This window comes from Methanothermobacter defluvii (assembly GCF_003385755.1).
GTDB lineage: Archaea > Methanobacteriota > Methanobacteria > Methanobacteriales > Methanothermobacteraceae > Methanothermobacter > Methanothermobacter thermautotrophicus.
Genome location: NZ_QREL01000001.1, coordinates 365,440 through 388,805, shown reverse-complemented (window position 1 = coordinate 388,805; position 23,366 = coordinate 365,440). Strand labels below are relative to the sequence as shown.

25 protein-coding genes and 2 tRNA genes are annotated in these 23,366 nt (G+C 50.3%); 10 read left to right on the top strand and 17 right to left on the bottom strand.

The annotated features are described in order from the left end of the window. Positions 1–2 precede the first annotated feature (2 nt). Complete coding sequence (locus C7452_RS02155) at positions 3–446, top strand: hypothetical protein (RefSeq protein WP_013296126.1); 444 nt, start codon at positions 3–5, stop codon at positions 444–446. 10 nt (positions 447–456) lie between these two features. Here C7452_RS02155 and C7452_RS02150 read toward each other — a convergent pair whose 3' ends face one another. Beyond that, the gene (locus C7452_RS02150; RefSeq protein ID WP_013296127.1) at positions 457–747 is read right to left on the bottom strand and encodes a carboxymuconolactone decarboxylase family protein; all 291 of its coding nucleotides are present in this window, start codon (positions 745–747) and stop codon (positions 457–459) included. 33 nt (positions 748–780) lie between these two features. Beyond that, positions 781–1,176, bottom strand: a complete 396-nt coding sequence (locus C7452_RS02145; RefSeq protein WP_013296128.1) for a metal-dependent transcriptional regulator — start codon at positions 1,174–1,176, stop codon at positions 781–783. Positions 1,177–1,242: 66 nt separating this feature from the next. On the opposite strand from C7452_RS02145, the gene C7452_RS02140 reads away from it, so the two are divergent. Then, positions 1,243–1,542, top strand: a complete 300-nt coding sequence (locus C7452_RS02140; protein ID WP_048901219.1) for a TIGR04076 family protein — start codon at positions 1,243–1,245, stop codon at positions 1,540–1,542. Positions 1,543–1,557: 15 nt separating this feature from the next. Further along, positions 1,558–1,893 carry an Mth938-like domain-containing protein gene (locus C7452_RS02135; protein WP_010876571.1) on the top strand — a complete coding sequence of 112 codons (336 nt, stop codon included), beginning with the start codon at positions 1,558–1,560 and terminating at the stop codon, positions 1,891–1,893. On the opposite strand, the gene C7452_RS02130 is transcribed toward C7452_RS02135, so the two are convergent. The 4 genes from C7452_RS02130 to C7452_RS02115 are packed head-to-tail and all read right to left on the bottom strand — an operon-like array spanning position 1,890 to position 8,456. Further along, positions 1,890–2,456: a M48 family metallopeptidase gene (locus tag C7452_RS02130; protein WP_010876572.1), complete on the bottom strand. Its 567-nt coding sequence runs from the start codon at positions 2,454–2,456 to the stop codon at positions 1,890–1,892. The genes C7452_RS02135 and C7452_RS02130 overlap by 4 nt on opposite strands. 4 nt (positions 2,457–2,460) lie before the next feature. Next, positions 2,461–5,502, bottom strand: a complete 3,042-nt coding sequence (locus C7452_RS02125; RefSeq protein ID WP_010876573.1) for an HsdR family type I site-specific deoxyribonuclease — start codon at positions 5,500–5,502, stop codon at positions 2,461–2,463. A gap of 12 nt (positions 5,503–5,514) precedes the next feature. Next, positions 5,515–6,687, bottom strand: coding sequence for a restriction endonuclease subunit S (locus tag C7452_RS02120; protein WP_048901220.1), 1,173 nt, complete (start codon positions 6,685–6,687; stop codon positions 5,515–5,517). After that, on the bottom strand, positions 6,684–8,456 hold the full coding sequence (locus tag C7452_RS02115; protein ID WP_048060928.1) for an N-6 DNA methylase: 1,773 nt from the start codon (positions 8,454–8,456) through the stop codon (positions 6,684–6,686). Before C7452_RS02115 ends, C7452_RS02120 begins: the two co-directional genes overlap by 4 nt. 230 nt (positions 8,457–8,686) lie before the next feature. Here C7452_RS02115 and ppcA point away from each other — a divergent pair, with 230 nt between their 5' ends. From ppcA to C7452_RS02090, 5 genes are all read left to right on the top strand, one after another. Next, positions 8,687–10,138, top strand: a complete 1,452-nt coding sequence (gene ppcA / locus C7452_RS02110) for a phosphoenolpyruvate carboxylase (protein WP_048060929.1) — start codon at positions 8,687–8,689, stop codon at positions 10,136–10,138. Positions 10,139–10,388: 250 nt separating this feature from the next. After that, positions 10,389–11,213 (top strand): heliorhodopsin HeR, encoded by an 825-nt coding sequence (gene heR / locus C7452_RS02105; RefSeq protein ID WP_013296133.1) that lies wholly within the window; start codon positions 10,389–10,391, stop codon positions 11,211–11,213. A gap of 124 nt (positions 11,214–11,337) precedes the next feature. Continuing rightward, positions 11,338–11,409, top strand: a tRNA-Gln gene (locus tag C7452_RS02100). A 67-nt stretch (positions 11,410–11,476) separates the two neighbouring features. Next, positions 11,477–11,548, top strand: a tRNA-Gln gene (locus C7452_RS02095). A gap of 25 nt (positions 11,549–11,573) precedes the next feature. After that, entirely contained in the window at positions 11,574–12,698 is a 1,125-nt protein-coding gene (locus tag C7452_RS02090; RefSeq protein WP_115892084.1) for an ATP-grasp domain-containing protein, read from the top strand. A gap of 368 nt (positions 12,699–13,066) precedes the next feature. Here C7452_RS02090 and C7452_RS09060 read toward each other — a convergent pair whose 3' ends face one another. Together C7452_RS09060 and C7452_RS02080 are read right to left on the bottom strand one after the other, a co-directional pair. Further along, positions 13,067–13,216, bottom strand: coding sequence for a hypothetical protein (locus C7452_RS09060; protein ID WP_170130272.1), 150 nt, complete (start codon positions 13,214–13,216; stop codon positions 13,067–13,069). A gap of 13 nt (positions 13,217–13,229) precedes the next feature. Continuing rightward, the gene (locus C7452_RS02080; RefSeq protein ID WP_010876580.1) at positions 13,230–13,637 is read right to left on the bottom strand and encodes a DUF61 family protein; all 408 of its coding nucleotides are present in this window, start codon (positions 13,635–13,637) and stop codon (positions 13,230–13,232) included. Between the two features lie 58 nt (positions 13,638–13,695). Between C7452_RS02080 and C7452_RS02075 the strand changes: the two genes are divergently transcribed. After that, positions 13,696–14,028, top strand: coding sequence for a hypothetical protein (locus tag C7452_RS02075; protein ID WP_013296138.1), 333 nt, complete (start codon positions 13,696–13,698; stop codon positions 14,026–14,028). Between the two features lie 12 nt (positions 14,029–14,040). Next, the gene (locus C7452_RS02070) at positions 14,041–14,463 is read left to right on the top strand and encodes a hypothetical protein (protein WP_115892083.1); all 423 of its coding nucleotides are present in this window, start codon (positions 14,041–14,043) and stop codon (positions 14,461–14,463) included. Positions 14,464–14,583: 120 nt separating this feature from the next. Here the strand turns inward: C7452_RS02070 and C7452_RS02065 are convergent, their stop codons facing one another. Genes C7452_RS02065 through C7452_RS02025 form a run of 9 tightly spaced genes read right to left on the bottom strand, consistent with a single transcriptional unit; the run spans position 14,584 to position 23,365 of the window. Further along, on the bottom strand, positions 14,584–14,967 hold the full coding sequence (locus C7452_RS02065) for a DUF22 domain-containing protein (RefSeq protein ID WP_245942770.1): 384 nt from the start codon (positions 14,965–14,967) through the stop codon (positions 14,584–14,586). Further along, the gene (locus C7452_RS02060; RefSeq protein ID WP_010876584.1) at positions 14,967–15,608 is read right to left on the bottom strand and encodes a V-type ATP synthase subunit D; all 642 of its coding nucleotides are present in this window, start codon (positions 15,606–15,608) and stop codon (positions 14,967–14,969) included. The genes C7452_RS02065 and C7452_RS02060 overlap by 1 nt, the downstream gene beginning before the upstream one ends. 35 nt (positions 15,609–15,643) lie before the next feature. Continuing rightward, a complete protein-coding gene (locus tag C7452_RS02055; RefSeq protein WP_013296141.1) occupies positions 15,644–17,035 on the bottom strand; it encodes an ATP synthase subunit B in 1,392 nt (463 codons plus the stop codon). Between the two features lie 2 nt (positions 17,036–17,037). Next, a complete protein-coding gene (locus C7452_RS02050; protein WP_115892081.1) occupies positions 17,038–18,792 on the bottom strand; it encodes an ATP synthase subunit A in 1,755 nt (584 codons plus the stop codon). Continuing rightward, positions 18,789–19,109, bottom strand: coding sequence for a V-type ATP synthase subunit F (locus C7452_RS02045; RefSeq protein WP_115892080.1), 321 nt, complete (start codon positions 19,107–19,109; stop codon positions 18,789–18,791). The genes C7452_RS02050 and C7452_RS02045 overlap by 4 nt, the downstream gene beginning before the upstream one ends. Next, positions 19,106–20,263 carry a V-type ATP synthase subunit C gene (locus tag C7452_RS02040; RefSeq protein WP_115892079.1) on the bottom strand — a complete coding sequence of 386 codons (1,158 nt, stop codon included), beginning with the start codon at positions 20,261–20,263 and terminating at the stop codon, positions 19,106–19,108. Before C7452_RS02040 ends, C7452_RS02045 begins: the two co-directional genes overlap by 4 nt. A 15-nt stretch (positions 20,264–20,278) precedes the next feature. Next, entirely contained in the window at positions 20,279–20,899 is a 621-nt protein-coding gene (locus tag C7452_RS02035) for a V-type proton ATPase subunit E (RefSeq protein WP_115892078.1), read from the bottom strand. 4 nt (positions 20,900–20,903) lie between these two features. Further along, positions 20,904–21,392, bottom strand: a complete 489-nt coding sequence (locus C7452_RS02030) for a V-type ATP synthase subunit K (RefSeq protein WP_115892077.1) — start codon at positions 21,390–21,392, stop codon at positions 20,904–20,906. A 5-nt stretch (positions 21,393–21,397) separates the two neighbouring features. After that, entirely contained in the window at positions 21,398–23,365 is a 1,968-nt protein-coding gene (locus tag C7452_RS02025) for a V-type ATP synthase subunit I (RefSeq protein WP_115892076.1), read from the bottom strand. Position 23,366 lies beyond the last annotated feature (1 nt).

Below are 23,366 nucleotides of genomic sequence, written 5' to 3'. Positions count from 1 at the left end.
AAATGGAGAATAAAGCTCTGGTGGAATTCCTGGGGGATAAGGAATTTAGAAACTCTGAGTTCGTGGCTGGCATTGTAGCCAACCTCGTCCTCCTCTACATCATAAACAGTGTGATGAACTGGGATATCTCCTTCATTGCAGATTCCTTCAGGGACCTTATACCATTATTAAATGCTGTGATAGGAGCCAATCTGGCTGCGAATGCCTGTTTCCTCATCTACGGGAGGCAGTGGTTCTGGACGTTCATGCAGATCATCCTGAGTGCACTGGGGTACCTTATGGTCTCATCCCTTTACAGTGTATTCCCCTTCACCTTCAGGAACATCTATGTGTTCTACTCTGTCAGATTCGCCCTCCTTGTTGCAATGGTCGTCCTTGCGGTCGCCGTATTCCTTCATGGCCTCAAATTTGTGCTGAAGTTCGTCCTGAAGATTGACCTGGAATAGAATTCGGGAATCAGTCCCTGAATATGGCTGAGGCCGTGTTCATTGCAGAGCCGGCCCTTATCAGTGCCGCCACCGCCGCGGCCTCTGCCAGTTCCCCCTCTGTTATACCTGCCTCAAGGGCCTCCTCTGCGTGTCTCCGTGTGCATGCATCACACCTGACTGCAACCGAACATGCCACCGATATGAGAAGTTTCTCCCTCTCTGTGAGTTTACCCTCAGATCTAACTGCTTCCCTGAAGTTTTTGAATGATTCTGCAACTTCAGGTAGTTCCCCAAGAAATCTGTCTGCTCCTGTCTTCATGTTCCTTAAGCTGACATCATCACTTAAATACCTTCAGGGTATGGGTATGCCGTGGGGGCACCTTGCCGGGTTCCTCAGGTACCTCATGAGTGCCAGCTCTGTTTCCCTGAAGAGCTCGTGCTTCATGCGGGAGGCCTCCTCATAGGATGAGTCGAGGTCCATTCCAAGGACGTTGTGGAAGAAGCACTCCAGGATCATGTGCCTCCTCAGAACCATCTCTGCAATCTCCCTTCCCTCATCTGTGAGTTCAGCCCCCAGGTATGGGTGGTAGATGACAAGGCCCATTTCATGGAGTCTCTTGAGCATCTGGGTTACACTGGCTGGTCTGACGTTCATCCTTGATGACAGGTCAGAGGTTTTAACGATCCCGTGACTACTTAACCTGTATAATGTCTCGAGGTAGTTTTCCATGCTCCTTGTGAGTTCCATAAAGACACCAATTGAATATATATTCAAAACCTATTTAAGTTTTGTCATTTATATTCATGAAAGGTGATGGATGTGCTTGAGATACGCGTGCATGAGATAAGGGGTAAGTGCCCGGTGCACCGGGAGGGGGACCGGATAACAGTTGACGACCCTGAGATAGACCTTGAAAGGACAGACGCCCTCTGCACACACGCCCTATCCACGATCCTGCACTACACCACAATCCTTGAGAGGAACTGGTGTCCTGTGGAACTTGGACTCACAGTGGACGGCGACGAGGAGCACGCCTACATGCAGTGCGTGGACCCTGGCGAACCCTACACAGATGGCGGCACAGTCATATTCCAGGTTAGGGGACTCAGATAAGCTGGAAGGGAAACCATGTTCTCAGACTGCAGATTCGGCTCCGTGACCTACAGGGGACGTGAATACAGATCAGACATCGTGGTGCACGTTGATGGGAGTGTGACACCAAGGAGGAAGGAGATATCAAGGAGGAAATACGGGACATCCCATGTCATGGCAGAGGAGGAACTTGAGGAACTCCTGGAAGAGAAACCTGAATCCATAATCATAGGCTCAGGGGTCCATGGAGCCCTTGAAACCGGGTTCAGATCAGATGCAACAGTTCTTCCCACCTGTGAGGCCATAAAGAGGTACAATGAGGAGAGGAGTGCCGGTAGGAGGGTTGCGGCCATAATACATGTGACCTGCTAATCGACAAGGCCCTCCATGTAAAGCCGGGCCCAGTAGTACCTCAGCATCCTCCTCCTTTCGGTGCAGTCCGGCATCTCAGATTCGAGGATACCCCAGAACCTCGGGCTGTGATTCATCTCCCGGAGGTGGGCCAGTTCATGGAGCACCACGTACTCCACCATCCTGTCCGGGAGATGGGAGAGGAGGGTGTTGAAGCTCAGATTGCCCCTGGAGCTGCAGCTACCCCAGCGGGACCTCATCCTCCTGAAACGGACCCTCCCATATTCGACGCCCAGGACATCAGAGTAATGGTCCAGGAATCCGCTGACCAGTGATCTCAGTTCCTTATCCCGCCGGTACTCCAGTTCCATGTCAGATGCCCTCTCAAGCATCTCATGGAACTCATGGATCTTCCTCTGGATCCAGTCACTCCTGGATGATAGAACCTCCATGGGGTCCCCGGTGAAATCTGCGGGGAGTATCAGGCGCAGGCTGTCGAATCTCAGCTCAATCCTCGGGTTCTTAACCCTCCTGTATATGACCTCACATCTGACCTCCAGGTCCCCGGCCATGAATCTGTCCATTTTATCACTGATACCTCTCAAATATTTTCATAAGATCTTCCTGTGCTTCATCGGCGATCTGCCTTCTTTTGGGCGCATCCTTCGGGAGGTTCCTCAGGAGGAAAACCCTTATGATTCTCATAACATTCCTCTTAACGCTCTCCTGGGACGTCCATCCAGGGAATATGTTCCCATCAACCTCCTCTGTAAGGGCAACAGCATATTCCTTCAGTTTATCCTCTGGTATACCTCTACCCCTGAGGGTCATCAGGACCGCGAACTCCTTCTCGTCAAGACCGAGCTCCTTCATTCTGCGCTCCTCCTTCCAGATCTCTCTTATGATGGCAGCGCCCTCCCTGTAGAGTTCCTCGTAGTCCATGGTTTTCTCCCTCCACTGTTCCAGGAGGCGTTCAACCTTTTCAGCCACCGATTCATAGATGGGGTTCCTTGTGCCATTCCTGAGGACATATGAGTTGAGTGTGTAGACTGTTAAGGCAGCCTTATCCCTTATATCCCTGACCTTCCTGAGGTTTTCAAAGTAATCGGAGTCAAATTCTATTACCGGGAGTTTACTTTCTATTTCCCTGAACTCTGTGGTCCTGTGGATGTATTTGAGGGTTTTCTGGTAATACCTTTCAGTTTCGGCTTCAACTGATGGTTTCCTTGATACGACTCTCTGATAGTATGTGTAGATGACCGTGAGCCACCTGTAATCCTTGAGGCCATGCCTTATGAAGGGCTGGTCAGAGAGCAGCTCGAAGAGCCTTCTGAGTTCACGGTAATTCTCTGTGAATTTCTTTTCGAGTTCTTCATCAGAGGTTATGAGTTCAACCGCGTCGGAGAGGACCTCAATATCCATCCCATCCCATTCAAGGTCGCTGAAGATCCTGAGGGTCTCCCTGAGTAGCTCCTCGTATTCCCTCTTCATGGATTCCATATCGTATACTGCGCCCTCATACTCCTCCTTACTGTAGAGCTCAAATGCGCGCCTCAGTTCCGCCCCCATGACTCCAATGTAATCTATTATGAGGCCTGCCTCCTTGACGTCCCTGTAGGGTCTGTTTGTTCTTGCAACTGCCTGCAGCAGTCTGTGTTCCTTCAGTGGCTTGTCGAGGTACATGGTCTGGAGTATGGGTGCGTCGAATCCTGTGAGGAGCATATCCGTCACTATGAGTATCCGGGGGTTCCTATCAGGGTCCCTGAACCTTTCCAGTACCAGGTTTTTAATCTCATGGTGGTTCCTGCCATGGTATTTATCCATGAGTTCCTCATCATAGGCCCTTATTATCTCCTCGTCCCGTGGAGTGTAGGTCATTACGATCTCAGAGTACTCTGGTGGGAGGTGCCTGTCGAGTTCCCTCTTGTAGAGGACGCATGCCCTTCTGCTTGGAGCCACAACCATGGCCTTGAATCTTCCATCGATGTTCTCTTTGAAGTGTTTCGCGATGTCCTCTGCTATTAGCTCTATCCTGCGAGGGTTCTCGAGGATGGTTTTTATGGTGTCCAGTTTCCTTTTAACAGATTCCTCAACGTCCTTCCTTATGGATTCTGGCAGTTCCTCGAATTCCACACCGATGAATGCCTCCAGGTGCTTCCTGTCAAGGTGGACGTCACCTGCGAGTCTCGGCTGATAGGTTATCTTCACGGTGAAGCCGTCCCTTATGGAGTCTGTTATGAAGTACTGGTGGATGTATTTCTCTTCGGGGGGGTATGCGAACCTATCATAGGTGTCGCGTTCCCTCTTTGATATGGGTGTTCCTGTGAAGCCGAAGAAGAACGCTGATCTCAGCATGTCCTTCATCTGGGCTGCCAGGAGGCCATACTGACTCCTGTGGGCCTCATCAATGAAGACTATGACGTTCTTCCTGTCCATTATGGTTTCTCCTCCATGTTCCCTGAGTTCGGCTGTTATATCATCAAGTTTGTCTGTGAATTTCTGTATGAGTGTTATGAATAGGCCCCTCTTTCCCCGGTAGTCATCGCTGGCTATTGTTCTCTTTAATTCTGCTATGGATTCTATTCTTTCAGGCTGGTGGATTTCCAGTGCCGCGAGTTCTGCGTATAACTGTTCCTCAAGTTCTCTGCGGTCCACTATGAAGAATACTGTTGGGTTCTCCAGTTCCTTCATCCTGTAGAGTTTACTGGCCGCGAATATCATTGTCAGGGTTTTGCCTGATCCCTGCCAGTGCCATATGAGGCCCCTGTTCCTTTTATCTTCTCCCCTGATGTTCCTAAGGACCCTTTCAACTATCCTCTCAGCTGCATGGTACTGCATGTGCCTTGCTATGACCTTGGTTGTTGATCCGAACTCTGTCCTTATGTAGATGTAGTTCCTGATGAAGTCGAGCACCCTTTCTGGTCTGAGGAGTGGGAGTATATCTGCGGCCGGGAGTCCTGTGTGGTGCTCATGGCCCTGTTTTCTGGATTTTTGAGGGAGTTTACCATCCGTCTCCCTCCACTCGAAGGTGGGGACCTCATCAAGCCAGGGAACTATCGGGAAGTACCTTGCAAAGTCTTCAGCAGCGACACCCATCTGTACGTACTTGTAGAGTTCCGGCACTGTCTTCTCATAGTCCTTTATCTGCCGGTAGGCGTCCGCCCATGTCTCTGACATCCCCACGGGGTTTTTGAGTTCTATGTTCACGAGGGGGATGCCGTTGATGAAGAGCATTATGTCTGTCCTTATGGTCTGGTCACCGCGACGGAATACGACCTGCCTTGATGCTGTGAATGAGTTGTGGCTTGGGGTATCGTGGTCAAGGATTTTGACCTTCCTGGGTTCCCCTGTTGTGGCAGATTTTATGTAAACGCCATTTTTAAGGTATTCAAGTATCGATTTGCATCCCTCAATGCTTGCTGCTTTACCCCGGAGCTCCTGGATGACCTGCTGTATATCATCATCCTCTATATACTGGTTGATCCTTCTTATGGAGTCTATCAGCTCAGATTCTATGAGGGGGTTTTCAGGGTCATCCCTCCCAAGTTCGGCGGCCGGTATATCATTCCAGCCCATTCCCCTCAGTTCCTTCATGAAGTAGTCTTCAAGGGCCTCCTCATTTAATTTCATGTTCTATCCCCCCTATGATGTTATTCTGACCCTCCTTTTACCTGTCAGGAGGTCGTTCATGAGCCCCCTCTTTATATTTTCAAGTTTAACCTTCCTCTCCGTGAGGAGCTCGAGCCTTCTGTCCACATCCTGGAGTATCTCTGAAATCCTTTTCTGCTCCTCAAGAGGGGGAAGAGGGACTTTAAAGTTATTGATGAATGTTTGAGTTATAATAGGGTGAGTTGTCTTTGTTGCAAATCTTTTAAGATCTTTAAATTTAATTAAATAAAACATGAAATGCACATTGACACGCTTTGAATCATAGGATTCAGTATAAATAGCATTATCACTGACCCAAACACATCCTTTTGAGAGGTGGACCTCGCCAGAGGATCCCACTCTCCCAAATATCAGTGCCTTATCCTTAGTTTTCAAATAATTGGAAGTTAATCCCATTTTTCCATTAGCACCATATATTGGTATTTCTCCCTCATTCAAAACAGGGGGCCTTTTTCCATTTTTAAAAGTGAATAAATCACCTAACTTAACAACATCCCAATCCACAGGAATCCTGCCAACAGGGGAATCCTTAAATTCCGTATGGTTGATGCCCTCCATCAGAAGCCTCTGCATGAGACCCCTCTTAAGTTTCTCTGTAACCCCTATCTCCTTATTAACCTTCTCTATCGCACCATCAACATCCTGGAGTATCTCTGAAATCCTTTTCTGCTCCTCAAGAGGAGGAAGAGCCATCCTAAATTTACTAATTGCTTTCCACGATGTCCTTGGATGGTTAGTTCCTGAAGTCGTAGATACTGCTCTTTGAATAAATTGATTTGTATGAATAAAATAGATAAGAAATTCAGGAATTATCCTATCGGAGGGTGTTAAGACTATTAAATCCGTTGAACAAATTCCATTTATATCCGCTAATACTGCTTTATCGAGATACGGTCTCAGTTTACCATATAAAATATCTCCAGTGTAAAATCTGTACTTTGTACTGCGGATACCTTCATCAGACACATATTCACAAAGTTTAGTTTCTCCAGATCTTATATGTTCTAACCCAACAAAATTATTTTTACCTTCCCCCGCGGGTTGAATGGACTCTCTTCTCTGATCCACAACCTCACCCAAACTGACAACATCCCAATCCACAGGAATCCTGCCAACAGGAGAATCCTTGAATTCCACAGTATTCACATTTTCACCCCCATATACCCAAGTTCATCCAGGTAACCCCTTATCCTCTCATCAACTTCGGCGAGTTCCTCCTCGATCTCGGAGAGGCGCATCCACTCACCTGCCACATCAATATCCTCGAGCTCCTCCTCAGGGAATGCGTAGAGCGGCACGTTCAGATTATAATCATTCTCACGGATCTCATCAAGGTCGACAACCCTTGAGAATCCATCATCACCCTGGAACTCCCTGTAGGCCTCAAGTATCCTCTCAATGTTCCCGTCAGATAGGATGTTCAGCTTCCTGACCTCAGGGTGCTTCTCATACTCCTCACCTGCATTGATGAAGAGGACCTTACCCCTCCTTTCCTCATCCTTATCCTTGTTGAGGATTATTATTGCCCCCGGGGCACCTGTATTGTAGAATAATTTTTCAGGGAGAAGTATAACCGCCTCTATGAGGTCGTCCTCCAGTACAGCTGACCTTATACTCTTCTCACGGCCACCCCGGAAGAGGCAACCATTATCTATAACCACACCTATCCTCCCGTCATCCTTGGCAGAGGCTATCATGTGCTGTATCCATGCCCAGTCAGCGGACTGCTTGTTCACAAATCCGTACCTGAATCTCTCCCTCCAGTAATCTCCCTTCTTGAGGGTGTCCTCACCGTAACCATCCTGGTTCCATGGTGGGTTGGCTATCACTACGTCGAACCTCATGATCCCGTCTGATTCCTTGAATTTGGGGTAGAGGAGTGTGTCACCATGGGCTATGTGGTGGTCCTTTATGTCATGTATGTACATGTTCATTGATCCTAAGGCCATTGTCTTCCTGTTGACCTCCTGTCCGTAGAGGAAGAGCCTTTCGGCCTCACCATAGGTCTCCTTAACGTACTTGTGGGATATTATGAGCATGCCATTGGACGCTGATGCCGGGTCGTAGACGCTTTCGCCGGGTTTTGGGTCGAGTATCTCGACCAGTAGCCTTATAACCTCCCTGGGTGTGTAGACCTCGCCCTCCTTGGCCTTGGTTGGGGCGAAGTATCTCAGTATCCATTCATAGGCGTCTCCAAGGATGTCGGGGTCAACGTTTGTGAGTTTCTTCTCACTGAATAGTTCAACGAGCTGCCTGAGTATCTCCCGGTTCTCCTGGCTCTGTGTGAACTCCACGAAGTCAAAGGCGTCCACCACGTCCTTGAAGGCGGGGTTGAGTTCTGCGAGGTTCTTGAGGGCCCCTGCAAATTTTATGGGCAGGTTCTCAACGTCCTTCCTTATGTTGTCCCAGAGGTACTCCTCCTTTATGTCAAGGTCATGGTATGCACTGTTACGTGCCTCAAGCCTCGCCTCCTCCTCACTGAGGCCATACTCCTTTATGGCATCCTCATATGCCTTCTGGTATTCCATCATCCACTTGTCACTCATCTGTTTCATGAACAGGAGGACCAGGATGAACTTGTAGTCGACCCTTGTCCTTATGAGGTCTGCTGCCCCCTTGAGTATCCTCTCTATGTCTGCACGGCCAAGTTTATCGTCCTTGAGGGTGAGGTAATCCTGTATGATCTCTGATTTGGGTCTGAGCATGTAGATCCTTCTTCTCTCATCATCGGGATCCTTTCTTGTCTCTATCCATCCCTTCTTCCTCATCTCGGATATTGCAGCTGAAAGGGACTTTTCATCAATTAGATGTTCCTTTCCAAGTATTTCAAGGGCCTCGGTGCTCCTGAATTCCCGGTCCTCAAATTTATCCCAGAGGAGGTCATATTTTTCTTCAAGCCATTTTGGTAGTTTCATATTATCACCTTCAGTTAAGGTGGCAGTCCTGCCTGCAATGATCCCGGTCCAGATTATACAAGCTAATTGACTTACCACTTGTATAATTTATACCTTTTAATATAAATATCTTTGTGCGGTATGGCGCTGTAAACCCATTACATAGCATGTCATTTCAAGGTCCAGGTTCATTATCCTCATCATCATCCTTATATTCCAGTCCACAGAAATATCACCCCGGAGTGTTAAACATGAAGGTTCCAAGATGCATGAGTACACAGCATCCAGACAACGTTAACCCGCCGTTCTTTGCAGAAGAACCTGAACTGGGTGGTGAAGACGAGATAAGGGAGGCATACTACGTCTTCTCACACCTGGGATGTGACGAACAGATGTGGGACTGCGAGGGCAAGGAAGTGGACAACTACGTTGTAAAGAAACTCCTCACAAAGTACCAGGCCTTCTTCAGGGACCATGTCCTGGGTGAGGATCTGAGGCTCACCCTCAGGGTGCCCAACCCCACAGTTGAGAGGGCCGAGGCAAAGATACTCCTTGAGACCCTTGAGAGCATACCCAGATCCTATGACACCGCAAGCCTCTTCTACGGGATGGACGCAGCCCCGGTCTTCGAGGTCATCCTACCCATGACCTCATCAAGCAGCTGCCTCAACCGGATCCACAGCTACTACCTGGACTTTGTGAAGGGTAAGGAGAGGCTGCAGCTCGCAGATGGTGTGACCGTCAAGGAGTGGATAGGTGAATTCCGGCCCGACGAGATCAACGTTATCCCCCTCTTCGAGGACCATGAGGGGATGCTGAACGCCGCCAAGATCACAGGCGAGTACCTTGATGGTAAGGATATCCAGGAGCAGAGGGTCTTCCTTGCAAGGTCAGACCCCGCCATGAACTACGGTATGATATCAGCCACACTCCTCAACAGGATAGCCCTCTCAGACTTCCGGGACCTTGAGGAAGAGTCAGGAGTTAAACTCTACCCCATAATAGGTATGGGCTCAGCTCCCTTCAGGGGTAACCTCCGCCCCGATAATGTGGAGGACGTTACCTGGGAGTACCGTGGCGCCTACACCTTCACTGTCCAGTCATCCTTCAAGTACGACCATGAACCATCAGATGTCATCAGGGGCATAAAGAAACTCAGGTCTGTTAAACCGGGCAGGGCAGCTGAAATCGAGCGTGAAAGTGTCCTGGAGATAATTTCAGCCTACTGCAGGGAGTACAGGAGGCAGGTCATGGACCTCGTGGACATCATAAACAGGGTTGCGAGGTACGTGCCCGGCAGGAGGAAGAGGAAGCTCCACATCGGACTCTTCGGATACTCCAGGAGCATGGGAAACGTTTCACTCCCAAGGGCAATAACCTTCACAGCGGCCCTCTACTCGCTGGGGGTTCCCCCGGAGCTGCTCGGGTTCAACGCGCTATCATCAGGTGACCTTGAATTCATTGAGGAGGTCTACCCGGGTCTTGGAAGGGACCTCCATGACGCTGCAAGGTACGCCAACCCTGAATCACCATTCCTCAGCCCTGAGGTTAAATCATCCTTTGAGGAGTACCTTGAACCTGAGTATGATGAGGGACACATGAAGACCACAGAGGAGATCATAAGGGCCCTCAGAATCAACAGGACAGCCAACCTCCAGGAGCTCATCCTTGAGGCTGCAAGCCAGAGGAAGTTCCTCGGCTGAAACCCTCCACCATTTTTTGTGCTGAGCAGAGAGCTGCCCCCCATAAACTATTTTTTCAATTCTGAAAGCATCCATACACATCCACTGTAAGGCCATCCGGCCTTCCCACAGGTTCTGGCATCAGTCTACCCACTGTTCCTGACGGACCCGCTGATATAGAATTCTGGCATCACCATCCCCACCCTTCCTTACTGACCTGTTGATACATTAAAATAGCTTCACTGACATAACAATAATGTGGGGGTGTTTTATGGACAACATTGAAAGAATTAAAATGATTGAGAAGTCCCCTATAAGTTTTGAGGGGCTGAGGAAGCTGAACATAGCGGCCGGGTCCCTGCACCTGATCCAGGGGCTTCTGATGGTTGCGCTGGGTTACCTGCTCACCTGGGACAGGGACATCTACACGTTCTACCTGAAGTTCAAGATACTCTCACTGAATCCGCCGTCATTCCAGGTCCTTCCCAGCCCTGAGGTGGCATTCACCGTGAGCTACCTCGGGGTGATCCTTGCATCCTTCCTCCTGATATCTGCGGTGGCCCACTTCACAATAGCCTTCCTCAGGAATGAGAGTTACGTTGAGAACCTGAAGAGGGGTATGAACCCCTACCGCTGGTACGAGTATGCTCTCTCAAGTTCAATAATGATAGTGATACTGGCCACCTTCGTGGGGGTCTGGGACCTCTGGTCACTTGTGATGATCTTCGTCCTCAACGCATCGATGATAATGTTCGGCTACCTGATGGAGAAGATCAACCAGTACACCGAGAAGATCGACTGGTCACCCTACCTCCTGGGGTGCATCTCCGGCTTCACCCCATGGGTGGTCATTGCAGCCTACTTCATCGCCGCCCTGGGCTCCGCCGAGACACAGCCACCGGACTTCGTCTACCTCACACTGCTCATCTACTTTGTGATGTTCAACACATTCTCCGTCAACATGCTGCTGCAGTACAGGGGTGTCGGTAAATGGAGGGACTACCTCTACGGTGAGAGGGTCTACATCATACTGAGCCTGGTTGCAAAGACCCTGCTGGCCTGGCTGGTGTTCATAGGGGTGTTCTCACCCTTCTAGTTCTATTTTTTAACCCCTTTTTCTGGAGGCATCTGGGGGTCAGCCACCACACTTTAAGAACCGCAAAGTATTTATAGGGGTTCCATGTAACCTTATCTTGCCGATATAAGCTCTTTTTAAGCATAGTCCCGTGGGGTAATGGCAATCCTGATGGACTCTGGATCCATCGATAGCGGTTCGACTCCGCTCGGGACTATCCCCCCATAACACCCCCTTTTATCGAAACCTATTTATGAAGAACATCACCACCTAATAACTGTTATAGTCCCGTGGGGTAGTGGTAATCCTGCTGGGCTTTGGACCCGGCGACAGCGGTTCGACTCCGCTCGGGACTATCAAACCACTGATTCTGTGTCCAAAATGGAGGAAATACTTGTAATAGGCGTCAACACCCGACCGGTGGTTGAATCAGCCTTCAGGTTAGGGTACAGGGTCTACTCTGCAGGTTACTACTGCACAGCAGACTTCAAGCACTACACCGAAAGAAGGTGCATACTGAGGGAGCGTAGCGGTGAAAGCTGCGGGAGATTCCATGAGAACTTCACTCAGGAGAAGCTCCTTGAAGCAGCCTCAGATTTCATAGAAAGGGCTGATGGTATAATCCCCCTCACAGGCGCACCCCCCCTTCCCGGGGAGAAGGTCCTCGGCAACTCCAGGGTTGATCACGTGGAGGACAAGTACCGCCTCTACAGGAGGATCAGGAACTCATACCCCACACCCGAGACACACCTCATCAGTGACCCTGCCGAGGCAATGGAGATTGTAGCTGCAGGGGAGAAGAAATACATCGCAAAGCCGGTTTCCGGTGCTGGAGGCTTCGGTGTCACCGAGTTCCGCGAAGGTGATGGGGAGTTCCTCCTCCAAGAGTACATCGAGGGTGTCCCTGTGAGTGCCTCTGTTCTTTCAACCGGAGAGGAGGCCATCACGGTTCTGACGAGCAGGCAGATCATTGACAGGGGCGTCCCTGGATTTGAGGGGCAGTTCGTCTACGCCGGTAACATGACACCAGGGCCCTCAGGGGAGATTGAGGATCTTGCCAGTGACCTCATACTTGACCTCTCCCTGCGCGGATCCAACGGCGTCGACCTCATAATGAGGGACTCCGAGCTGTATGTCATAGAGGTCAACCCCAGGATACAGGGGACCTTTGAGTGTGCTGAAGCCTCCCTGGGGATAAACATGGTGGATGCCCATATCAGGGCATGCATGGGCGAGCTTATAGAAAAACCGGACCCGGTGAGGTATGCTGTTAAGAGGATACTCTATGCCCCGGCAAGGTGCCTGGTGGGTGAGATAAAAACCATGGGGGTCCATGACCTTCCGGTCCCGGGGGCCATAATTGAGGAGGGTGAACCCCTGCTGACCGTCCTGGCCTCCCATAACTCCATGGAGGCCGCTGAGAACCTTGCATCAACCATCTGCTCCAGGGTCAAGAAAGAACTCCATTACCTCCAATGCCCCACACCTCGACCACAGGGAGCATGAGAATATATTGTCAAGAAAGAACTCCATTACCTCCAATGCTGAGAACCTTCTGCTCCATTAAAGAACCCTACTTTAAGCGAACAAACCGCATATCCTCCCGGGTTAAGAAGAAGGTGGATTTAAGATACCTCTGGAGCAGATCCTTAAGGTATCTTCCATGAATTTGCAGCTGCTTATCCGGCTCTTGCAGTACCCATACTATCCAATGCCGCTTATATATCCCCCTGTTTTTCAGTGTCCATGTACTCTCCAGTGCCCATTTTCCCCTGATATGATCATCTCAGGTGACTGGATCTGGTGTCCTGCACTCAGAACCCTGTGCATGGAGATCCTCCGATAACATGAATCACCGCGGGACAGGGCGGGCATCAGATTATGCCAAGCAGTAGAAGTATCAGTATTATGGTACCTATCGTTATGAGCACTGTGCTCAGAATCATGCCACCTGTCATTAAAAGGAAAAGCTTGGCCCTCCTATCAGGGTCCTTAAGGTACTCCTTAAGCGGATCCTTGCTCATTCCATCAACCTCCTTAGAGCTCCCTCACAAGGAACATGTACTGTGTAACCGTTGGAAACCTCGCCCTCAGCACCCTCATCTCAGGTCTGTAGATGTAGATCTCATCACCCTCATCATCCCTCTCAAGGACCTCCGAGACCACCTTCACCTCAATATCACCGGCGATCCTTGCACCCGAGGTCTCAGATTCTATCTCGATGTATATCGGGAGCCTCAGCCTCCTTGCCTCATCCTCAGTCAGCATCCCCCGGAGGTCTTCAAGTTCAGCCCATTTGAACCTGTGCCTGGTGCCATCAGCCCCTGTAACATGGGGCCTGTCCTCCCTGAGGAGCTCCTCCAGGGTCTTCCTCCTTGAGGGGAGATGACGGTTGAGGTTGAAGATCTCCTTCTTCATCAGCCTGTCTGATCTGTCACCTCTCATCCTATTAGGCTATGTTTTATATTCTATAAAACATTAATATCTTAGTGGAGGGTGTACCTTGGATATCGATATCGAGCAGTGCCGGGAAAATGATAAGATAAAGGAGATAATAAGCGGCAGCGGACTCCCCATAAAGTATATAAAACTTCTTTTAAGGCTCTCGGACGGGATATACATAAACGGCGTCAACTACAATGTGAAGATAGAAGATGACATGGTCTCAGTCATCCTCATATCCTCCAAGCCCGAGAACAGGACAGGGGTCTTCAGGACAGGGGCCCTCACCAACATATTCTACCGTGTACGTGAAATGGAAAAGGAGCATGAGGAGATAAAGACCGAGACCCGGGCCAGTGGTAACCTCATAGAGTTAAGGATACATCTCCAGTAGGGGTGATGGTTGATGGATCCTGAGGAGTATCACAGGATTCTCAGTGGACTCGCAGACTTTCAGGATCTTGACACCTCAACCATAGCCTCCACAAGGAGTTCACTGGTGGAACTGAAGGATAGAAGGGACCAGCTTCTTGAAATCAAAAAAGAACTGAAGAAGGATATCAGGGGCGTTGAGAGATACTACCTCGACAGGATGGCTGAGATAAGGAGTGATGTTGAGGAGCTGAGGGCGGGCTCATCAGGACTCAGAAGGATCATTGCAGGTAACCCTGCCGCGGCCCAGGCCCGGGCCATGAAGCAGCTGAAGCGGAACCGTGAATCCCTTGTGAGAACCTACCGGGACCTCCTGGAGTACACAGAGGAACTCATTGAATACATTGATGACCTGATGATTGAACTCTACGAGGAAATAAAAAGCTTCTTTGGATAAAATATACCCTAAGAGAAATCCTAAAAACTTTTGAATACGTTGAAAGTATCAAGGTGAAGCGCCCCCAACTGAGAAATAAGAGGACATCATCTGAGGAAACTGCGGCAATCTAAAAATAAATTAGTGGGTTAATTCAACTGGTAGGATTATGAGGACACCCAGAAGGTCGTTCCTGCTGATTTTCCCATCTGCAGCAGCTACGAAGGTTGCATGGTCTGCCTTGCGGTCCATGCTTATGGGCAGGGGTGTCTCCTCACCTGCAGCTATCGGGTGACCCAGGGGGTTCGTGGCGTAGGCGCACATGAATACTATGTGGTTCGCAGGTATACTGACCTCCTTGATCTTAACCGGCTTCACCTCGCCGGCCCTGACCTCAACGTCCTCGTCTGCAATGATGGCCCTGAGGTTCCCGTAGACCTCACCCATCCTGAAGTCCACGAGTTCCCTCCTGTATTTCTCCTCGGCCTCGCGGACCTGGCCGAGCCTTGTGAGTATCCTAACCATCACTCCATCTCCATGGATTTTTTGATCATCTTCAACCTGACGAAGTTCTCCCTCTCCATCTCCTCGAGCCTCATCTCAATGTACTTGACGGTGTTCTTGAGCCTCGGGATTATGATGTGTTCGAGGGCGTTAACCCTTCGCTTGGTTGATTCTATCTCACCGGCGAGAAGCCTTATGGTCTTCTCGATCTCACCGAGTTCTATTATGAGTGCCAGGGACTCCTCGAATTTTCTGGCTGCCTCGTCGAGTTTTACTGATGTGTCCACAAGGCCGTATCCACGTTCAACCACGGTCCTCTGGGTTGCCCGGGCATCGACCACCGGTACAACGACACCCATTATACTCCTTGAGTCTATGTCGACCTCCACGGACTCCCTCACAGACATTGCAGCCCTCTCAACTGCAGTGTCGCCCATGAGTACCTGGGCCTCTGTGAGGTCAGAGAAGGCCTCCTTGAGGTGCTCCTCCACCTTTTCACGGGACCCCTTAACCCTCTCAAGGATGTTGAAGAACTCCATGATAAGGGCGTTCCTCTTCTCCTTGAGGAGACTGTAACCCTTGACAGCGAGTTTCTCACGCTGCTTGAGTTTCAGGAGCTCCATCCTTGTGGGGTTGATCCCCTCAATCATTTCCTGTGCCATTGGCTAACTCTCCTGAAAAAGGATGTTGGGGGTGGTTATTCGGCACCCGGGAGGTACTTGGGTATGTGCTCCTCGCGGACCCTCTTGAGTTCGGACCTCGGGAGGAGTGATAACAGTTCCCATCCGAGGTTGAGGGTCTCCTCTATGGAGCGGTCCTCGTCACGTGCCTGGGTGATGAAGCGTTTCTCAAATTCATCAGCGAATTTGAGGAACTTGCGGTCCCTCTCTGTGAGGGCCTCCTCACCCACAACCGCCATGAGGTCCCTGAGGTCACGTCCCTCGGCGTAGGCACTGTATAGCTGGTCTGAGACACCGCTGTGGTCCTCACGTGTCCTTCCCTCACCGATACCACCACTCATGAGCCTGGATAGTGATGGGAGCACGTCCACCGGTGGGTATATACCCTTACGGTGGAGGTCACGGCTCAGCACTATCTGGCCCTCGGTGATGTAACCTGTCAGGTCAGGTATCGGGTGTGTGATGTCGTCCTGTGGCATCACCAGTATGGGCATCTGTGTGATTGACCCCTCCTTGCCGACTATACGCCCTGCCCTCTCATAGAGGCTTGCAAGGTCGGTGTACATGTACCCCGGGTAACCCCTTCGTCCCGGGACCTCCTCCCTTGCAGCTGAGATCTCCCTTAGGGCCTCACAGTAGTTTGTGAGGTCGGTGAGTATGACCAGGACGTGCATGTCGTGCTCGAAGGCAAAGTACTCTGCTGTTGTGAGGGCCATCCTCGGGGTGATGATACGCTCAATGGCAGGGTCGTCTGCCAGGTTCATGAAGACCGTAACACGCTCAAGGGCCCCTGTCCTCTCGAAGTCCCTCATGAAGTAGTTTGCCTCTTCGTGGGTGATACCCATGGCCGCGAAGATAACCGCGAATTCGCTCTCCTCTGCAAGCACCTTGGCCTGCCTTGCGATCTGGGCTGCCAGTTCGTTGTGTGGAAGCCCTGAACCTGAGAATATAGGCAGCTTCTGACCCCTCACCAGGGTGTTCATCCCGTCAATGGTTGATATACCGGTCTGTATGAACTCGGCAGGGAACTCCCTTGCAGCAGGGTTCATGGGGCTACCGTTGATGTCGAGCTCCTTCTCGGGTATGATCTCAGGGCCACCGTCTATGGGTTTACCTGTACCGTCGAATATTCGGCCCATCATGTCCAGGGATACGCCGATCTTCGCTGTTTCACCTGTGAACCTTATCTTTGTTGTCTCTGTGTTGAGGTCACTGGTACCCTCAAAGACCTGTACGACTGCAAGGTCCTCCCTGACTTCCAGTACCTGTCCCCTTCTCTTCTCACCTGTGGGTGTTTCAATCTCCACTATCTCACTGTAGGCAACCCCTTCAACACCCTCAACGATCATTAGAGGACCTGAGACCTCTGTGACGGTGGTGTATTCACGGGTTTTGATGTTAACGTTCATCTTCACACCTCACTACATTCCTTGACGATCCTTTCCTGGATCTCCTTGATCCTTGCAGGGAATTCCTCTTCAGGTATGTACTTCATACGCCCGATATCCTCCTTAACAGGGAGGGATATTATGTCAGCTGCAGGTGCGCCCTTCTCAAGGGCCACTGTTGCGTTCCTGTGGAACATTATGATTGTCCTGAGCATCTCGAACTGCTTTGATGGTGAGCAGTAGGTGTCCACCTCATGGTAGGCGTTCTGCTGGAGGAAGTCCTCCCTTATCATCCTGGTTGTCTCCAGGGTTATCCTCTCCCTGTCTGGAAGTGCGTCGGGTCCGACGAGCTGGACTATCTCCTGGAGCTCTGCCTCCTTCTGGAGGAGGGCCATTGCCTCGTCCCTAAATTTCCTCCATTCAGGGTCCACGTTGCTGGCCCACCAGTCCTGGACACTGTCAATGTAGAGTGAGTAGCTCTGGAGCCAGTCAATGGAAGGGAAGTGACGCTTGTCTGCCAGTGATGCGTCCAGGGCCCAGAACACCTTACATATCCTCAGGGTGTTCTGTGTGACGGGCTCTGAGAGGTCCCCACCTGGTGGTGAAACCGCACCCACAACTGATACTGAGGCTATCTTATCCTCTGATCCAATGGTTGTGACCCTTCCTGCACGCTCATAGAACTGTGCGAGCCTTGATGCGAGGTATGCAGGGTATCCCTCTTCACCTGGCATCTCCTCCAGCCTTCCTGAGATCTCCCTCATTGCCTCGGCCCACCTTGAGGTTGAGTCTGCCATGAGGGCGACGTCGTAGCCCATGTCCCTGAAGTACTCTGCTATGGTTATACCTGTGTACACACAGGCTTCCCTTGCAGCCACAGGCATGTTTGAGGTGTTTGCTATGAGCACGGTCCTGTCCATGAGTGGGTTACCTGTCTTGGGGTCCTCGAGTTCAGGGAACTCCTTGAGGACCTCGGTCATCTCGTTACCCCTCTCACCGCATCCAACATAGACGATTATGTCTGCGTCGGCCCACTTTGCGAGCTGCTGCTGGGTAACCGTTTTACCTGAACCGAAGGGTCCGGGTATGGCTGCTGTACCTCCCTTGGCGACTGAGAAGAATGTGTCCTGCGCCCTCTGACCTGTTATGAGTGGGACGTCAGGGTCGAGTTTCTTCTTGTAGGGTCGGCCCTTCCTGACAGGCCACTTCTGGAGCATCTGAATCTTTTCTGTTCCGCTCTCGGTTTCAACCTCAGCTATATCATCAAGGACGGTGTATTCGCCCTGGGGGGCTATCATTGTGAGTTTACCTTCAACGTTTGGTGGGATCATTATCCTGTGGGTTATTGAGGATGTCTCCTCAACCTCACCGATTATGTCCCCTCCCTTAACCATCTGGCCCTCCCGGGCTGTGGGTTTGAAGGTCCATTTCTTATCCTTTGGGAGGGATGGTACGTCCACTCCCCTCTCTATGTAGTCTCCGGTGAGTGCCTTGATGTTCTCGAGGGGTCTCTGGATACCGTCGAAGATTGAACCCAGTATTCCAGGTCCCAGTTCCACTGATAGTGGACCGCCTGTTCTTTCAACGGTCTCTCCAGGCTTTATGCCTGCGGTTTCCTCGTAGACCTGGATTGTTGCTGTGTCACCCTCAAGTTCAATGATCTCTCCTATGAGCTTGTCTTCACCCACCTTAACCATTTCATACATCTGGGATCCTCTCATCCCCTCGGCGATGATAACAGGACCCGCTATTTTTATAATCCTTCCTTCCTGTGTCATTTTACCATCTCAACCCCAATAACTCTTTTAATAAGGTCCCTCAGTGGATCTGTTTCACGTTCTGAGGGGCCTGTCTTGTCTGGTATCTCTATTATCATTGGCAATGCGCTTGAACTTGTGGTTTCCTCTATAAATTCCCTCAGTTCATCACCAATCTTTTCTGTGACGATTATTATGGAGAAGCCATCACGTATAAGGTTCCTTATGGTTTCCTCTGCCTCGTCAGGTGTTTCAACCACGTAGCCTTCCCTGACGCCTCCGAGTCTGAACCCTGTTACAGTGTCCCTGTCACCAACCACTGCAATATTTGAAGTCATACTAACATCTCCTTAACCATTGCTTCAGGAAATCCTGGCTCCCTCTTGCTCCTTGCTATGACCTTGAGGTTCTTCACCTCAACTTCCTTCCTGCTGAGGAACCCTATCATCGGACCAACACCGAAGGGCTTCTTGACTGCAAAGTTCCTTGCCATCCTGTTGAGGTTGTCCTCAAGGACACGCTCGAATACAGCCACTGAACCCGTTGATGTGTACTCTGAGAGGGCCTCTGATAGCATCTGACCGTAATCTGTACCCTCAAGGCCGCTTATAACTCCACTGACATCCTCTGATTCCATGAGGTCCTTGAGTTTCCATTCCCTGATCTGGTAGCCGTGGGGTACTATGTATGGACTTATGTCATCGTAGCTGAGGCCATCTGCCTTTGCACGGAGTATTATTTTAAGGTTGGATATGTCAACCATGGTCCCGAAGTAGGTGTGTAGCATCTTTGTGTTGTCATCTGATGGACTTCCAACTGCCCTTATGAGTCCCTCAAGGAACCTCTTATCAAGAGCTGCCTCCATTGGGAGGAGCATGCCTGTCTCCTCGTAGTCAGATAGGGCGTCCCCAAGTACATCGGCGTACTCTGTACCCTCAAGGCCTGTTACAACCTCCTGGACACTTGAAGCGTCTGCAAGGCCCTCGATAATCTCATAGATCTCACCTCCAGGGACAAGGAGGTCCAGTGTCTCCTCGGCACTGAGACCGGCGGCCTTTGCTGTTATGAGGCTCTTGATGTTCCTCACATCCCATCTCTTCAGGTTTGCCCTGAAGGGGTCCCTTATGGATGCTGGTGCTATCTGGGATACCATCTCATAGGTCTCTGCAAGCTGACTCTCAAGGGCCTTCTCAATGGGAAACCTGTCAATGTACTTTGCATAGTCAGGGAGTCCCCGGAGGTAGTTCTTGAACTCCTCCATGGACTCTGTCTCAAGGATCTCTGATAGCTGTTTCTCATTTAGGAGGCGTCCTATTCGTGCCCTGACTCTGGCGTTAGGGTATGCGAAGGGGAATAAATCTAATATAGGCCTTATAGTTGCTATTACAACAATAGCACCTATAATGGCTCCTCCGAGGAGGATTAAGCCTATAAAAGGTTCTATTGAAGGGAATCCGAGCGCTGTTACAATTGTTGTGATGCTGTCAGCCATCTGTTATCTCCCCTTTTATTCGAAAAGAACCCTGGCCACCTCTGAACGTAGAGCCTTTCTGAAACGGGACATCCTGGCCTCTATTGTGTTGTTAACCTCTATCAGACCATCCTTTGTCCTTACCAATGCTCCTCCAATGGTTCTGATGCTGTCTCCAACCTCCAGGGTTGTTTTTTTGCCTGTTTCGGCTTCCACTTCAGCTGCGATTTTGTCGAGTCCAGGGTCATGGGACCTGTCGTCCTCCTTCATGCTGACAACAAGGTCGCCTCCACCTATCTCAACCGCTGCCTCCTTTATCATGCCCCTGAGGGCAGTGAGGTATTCCTCATTGGAGGTGGATGCCAGGTTTTCAAGTTCCTCTTCAGCCCTTTTGAAGGCCTCCTGTATTACCTCTTCCCTTGCCTCCAGTTCTGCACGCCTTGCATTCATCTTGGCCTCTGAGATTATCTGCTGGTACCTCATATCAGCCTGCTTCCTGGCTGATTCGAGTATGCGTTCACTGACAATCTGGGCCCTTTTTTCGCCCTCCTTCAGTATACCTGCAGCTTCCTCTTCAGCTTCCTGAATTATGGCGTTAGCCTTTGCCTGAGCCTCTGACATTATACTGGAGACAATTTTTTCGGCTCCGGAACTCATCTAATTAGCCTCCTAGTATTCCGCCGAAGACCAGGAGAAGTATGGCGATCAGGAAACCATAGATAGCCTGTGTCTCTGAAAGGGCTGCGAATATAACACCCCTCGCGAACATGTCAGGATCCTCTGCAACTGCACCCACTGATGATGCTGATGTTATACCCTGACCCATACCTGAACCAAGACCTGCGAATCCTATGGCTGCACCTGCACCCACGGCAACAAGTCCGGCTGTAACATCCAGTCCCTTTCCTCCTCCAAGGAGTCCTGAGAACACCAGGAGAAGTATGGCGATCAGGAAACCATAGATAGCCTGTGTCTCTGAAAGGGCTGCGAATATAATACCCCTCGCGAACATGTCAGGATCCTCTGCAACTGCACCAACACTTCCTGCGGCTGCTATACCCTGACCTAATCCTGATCCAAGACCTGCGAATCCTACTGCAACTCCAGCACCTATTGCTGCTAAAGCAGTTCCTAATGCTATTTCAACCATTCTATTTACCTCCTTATCTTAGTGAAGTTTCTTTCAGCACGAAATGCATTGAATTTGTTTTTTCCACCCATGTAGAACTGGGCGAAGAATTCAACATAATGTAGACGAAGTGAGTTTATAAAGGCACCAAGGCTCTGGAAGGCGTTGTTGGCTATGTGCCCGAACACGAATATTATCGGGGCAAGTACCACTCCGATGACGGGTATCATCTCATAGCTGAGGCCCGTGAGGATGTTCACGGTCATGGCTATACCACCCGTTGATAGACACAGTGCAAGGAGCCTTGCATATGAGAGTAGAGTACCAAGGAACCCGGATATATCCATTAGCCCGAAGAGGCCGTTGTAGTAGATTAGCATGGCGAAGGCCAGGACTATCACTGGCGCCCCGACAATCATGCCCCCAAGCAGGTATAGGATTATACCGAGTTCAAGGATCAGCCATACAATCTGGGATCCAAGGGCATCCCTCATGTTCCCGAGCCTTATGTTGTTCCTTGCGCCTAATATGAGACCAAAGTTTATGTGGAGAACACCCACGGTGAGTGCCATTATCAGTATGTTCTGGGGGTTCACAAATGCGTCTATTGCCGGTATAACCGTTGGCAGTGTTATGTTGAGGAACCGTGGGAAGAAGTCCCCTATGAACCCGTTGGTGACCATCCCGAGTATGAATGCCCACACACCACAGGACATCATGATGATACCGAAGTTCCTCATGAAGTTGTTGACCTTACCCAGACCCCTGTAGAGTATGAAACCTATCAGGGCGTCGATTATACCGTAACCGGCATCTGTAAGGCAGAACCCGAAGAAGAATGGGAACACGAAGGCCATGAAGATCGTCGGGTCGATCTCGTTGTACTTTAGTGGTGAGTACATCTCAACGAAGGTCTCGTAGGGCTTTGCAAATCTCGGGTTGTCCAGGAGCACCGGTACCTCCTCAGGGTCTGGTTCCTCCAGGTCTGTCACGCAGTGGCCCTCAGATGATTCCTCAACCACGGCGATGACCCTATCAGCCTCCTTGAGGGGGACCCATGCCTCCAGCATCACCGTCTTCCTTGTTTCGCCGAAATGGGAGAATACCTCATTTCTCTCCTTCTCTATTTCAAGCTGTTCCTTGAGGACAAGGAGCTCGTCCTCCCATTCAGCGTTTATATCCCTTAATTTTGAGATGATCTCCTGTCGTTCCCTGCTGATCTCCTCAAGGCGGGTCTTTGAGGAAGATATGATCTCTGATGGTCTGCCACGGAGTTCACTGATCTCAAATCTTTCGAATTCCATCCTCCGGAGGACAGATGCTATGCTGTCTGCATGTTTCTTCAGTGTTACAATGATCAGAACACGTTCATCCCTGTTTTCTCCCTCTTTGTCAGATACTATCAGTTCTTCTGTGATCTCTGCAAGTTTCTCCCTGAGTTCCGGGAGGTTCTCAGCCGTTATCCTTCCTGCGATTCCTGTTATGTACTCTGAATCATGGAGATCGGAAAAATCAATATCAAAATCCTTCAGTTTTTCTGCAACAGATAGGCTTGATTCGACAGTGGACTTTTCTGAATCAAGCTCATTCAATTTTTCTTCCATAACCCTGGTCTCTGACTCGACCCTTCCCAGGATCTCCTCAGCCCTTTTGATGAGGGATTCTGTGTCCAGTTCCTCAACCTCCCTCTTCTCGAATATCGGGGGGTTGATGAACTCCCTTATGGTATCCCTTAGACCCTTCTCCTCGGCTGCGACTGAGCCCAGGAAGTCAAGGATACCGCTGGTTTTCATGAGGAGAGATGACACCCTTCCAGTGTATGGTGTCGCCCTTGATGGTTTCAGTATCTGGCGCCACTCTGCATCCTGCTGGATGCGCTCTGAGATATCATCTATCTGGGTTACACCCTCCTCATGCAAGGAACGAACCACCGAATCCGAGTACTGATCCAGGGTTATGATCTTGAGTTTTCGCATCCTTGCCGGTAGAAACATG